Origin of the sequence: Streptomyces alkaliphilus (assembly GCF_014141535.1) — a bacterium.
Lineage (GTDB): Bacteria > Actinomycetota > Actinomycetes > Streptomycetales > Streptomycetaceae > Streptomyces > Streptomyces alkaliphilus.
In genome coordinates this window covers 1-541 of the sequence record NZ_VKHT01001670.1, presented here as the reverse complement: position 1 = coordinate 541, position 541 = coordinate 1, and the positions used below count along the sequence as shown (strand labels likewise).

Sequence of the window (541 nt, the reverse complement as noted above, 5' to 3'; positions counted from 1 at the left end):
CGTTCCGGTCGGGGGGTGGCCCTGGGCCCTGGCAGAGCGCGTCACGGTTCCTCTCTCTCGCATCGGTGGTACTCGGGTGCTCCCGCTTCCGTCCGACCCCCGCGTTCGGATGCAGGGTCACGAAGGTTGTCCGCGGGGGTTTTTCGGGTGGGGGTCCGGGATGCGGTTCCGGGCGTCGAGTCCATCACGTGCCGGGACGATTCGCGGGGCACCTGCTGTTCGACGGCGGCGTGTCGCCTCCCGCCGGCCCCGTCCGGGACATCCGACGGGACGATTGGGCCGGGGTGGTGCCGTGCCCCGGGGTGGCCCGGGCACGCCTGCGGGCGAGACGGGTCAGCGCACCGGGCCGGTGGGCATGATCTCCCGACAACGGGACGGGAGCACCGGGTCCCCGAGGAACTCGGCCTGCTCACAGAGTTCCGCCGGGAAGGCCGCTCCAGGTGCGGGGAGGGCCGGAGTTGTCCGCTCCCCCGGCGCGGATGGCGGCGGCGCGGGAACGGGACGCGGCGCGGGATGTCCGTCCGGCGCCCGCGGGGTGGGG

1 pseudogene is annotated in these 541 nt (G+C 74.9%); it reads right to left on the bottom strand.

From position 1 onward, the window contains the following. Positions 1–333: 333 nt before the first annotated feature. A pseudogene (locus tag FNQ90_RS27925) lies at positions 334–541 on the bottom strand (hypothetical protein); the annotation flags it as partial.